This is a genomic window from Flavobacterium pectinovorum (genome assembly GCF_022802975.1).
In the GTDB taxonomy this organism is placed as follows: Bacteria; Bacteroidota; Bacteroidia; order Flavobacteriales; family Flavobacteriaceae; genus Flavobacterium; species Flavobacterium pectinovorum_B.
Window position 1 is genome coordinate 1 of the sequence record NZ_JAFEVZ010000033.1, and the last position, 1,430, is coordinate 1,430.

Below are 1,430 nucleotides of genomic sequence, written 5' to 3' on the forward strand. Positions count from 1 at the left end.
GGATCAATGCAAAAACCTGTGGATTGATAAAATTTAGGCATAAATATTAGTTAACCTAAAAAGGAAAAACTCTACATTCCTTACGCCTCTGAACTGGGCTCTAAAAGCTTTTATTTTTGCATTGAAAGATTCTGCCGAAGCATTTGTACTTCTGTTATCAAAGTAATTTAATATTGCTTGATAATGATTGATTATTGTTCTGGATATTGTATTGAAAGAGTTAAATCCAGATTGATTTACCTTTTCATGCCATTTGGCCAATTTTGCAAAGCCAATAATTTTATCATTTTTTTTTTCAAAAATAGTACGTAGTTCCTGAGTCAGATTGTATGCTTTTAGGATATCTGGATACAATTCAAATAATAAATTAGCACGTTCTGTTTGACTAACAGACCATTTTGTTTTGGTTTTATATAAAAAATGACGGCTTCTTGCTAATAGCTGTTTAAGTGTATCTCCATTTACAAGTGTTTGAGATTCATATTTTTTATTGAACTTTTTAGCCTCTTCTATAGCTTCATTTTCCTGATCGATGGCTTTCCAGCGATATTTAATCCTGATTTCCTGCAAAGCTTCTGACGCAAGTTTCTGAAGATGAAAACGATCGATAACACGAACTGAGTTTGGAAAACATTTCTTGGCAATCAATCCCATATTAGCAGCCATATCAAGTGTGATTTCTTTGACAAGGTTTCGTTTTTTAAGCGGTATTTTTTCAATGACATCAATAACAGATGAAGCTTTAGTTCCTAATATCATTGCCACTATGGTTCCTTTTCTGCCTCTGCCGGATTTGTTTGTTAAAATAGTATATAACTCTCCATTAGAGAGGCAAGTTTCATCTATTGATAAACGTTTTCCAATGTTTTCAGGAAATAAAAGCCATTGTTTTGCATGTGATTTTTGATCCCAAATTTTAAAATCGCTTAAGAAATCTTTGTACTGATATTGCAGATTTCTGCCCTTGATGCCATAAAATGAAGCAATGGCATTGCAGTTATTTGGATTGGAATCTATTGATCTCTTTTAAAAAAGACGCAAACTCCTGAGTTACACGAGTTCCGTCTGCTACTAAATTCCAATCTCTGAAAACTACTTTTCCAGTATCTTCATTAAGCCATCTTCTGCGAGTGATGTGAAGATACACCTGATGTCCGCGAATAGGAAAATCCTGAACAGTTATCTGCTCAAAAAATCCTTTTGAGCTTAGTTTAGAACTTCGGTATTCTTTTGGAATAGAATTGATTTCTTTCAAGTACAAATGAAGAATCTCATCTCCTTTTTCATAAGAGGTAAGTTCAAAATAATCAACTATTATTTCAGGCAATAACAACTTGAGAAGCTCCGCAAAAGAATCCTGCATTTCTATATAATTTTAAAATACAAAAATCGATATTTTAATATTTCCCCACAACAATATGTATTGATCC

Annotated in this window: 2 protein-coding genes; both read right to left on the bottom strand. The window is 32.7% G+C overall.

All coding sequences use genetic code 11. The annotated features are described in order from the left end of the window. Window positions 1-33: 33 nt before the first annotated feature. Window positions 34-954: a transposase gene (locus tag FLV_RS19865; RefSeq protein ID WP_262916481.1), complete on the bottom strand. Its 921-nt coding sequence runs from the start codon at window positions 952-954 to the stop codon at window positions 34-36. 43 nt (window positions 955-997) lie between these two features. Continuing rightward, window positions 998-1,363 (bottom strand): transposase, encoded by a 366-nt coding sequence (locus FLV_RS19870; protein ID WP_243236496.1) that lies wholly within the window; start codon window positions 1,361-1,363, stop codon window positions 998-1,000. Window positions 1,364-1,430: the final 67 nt, after the last annotated feature.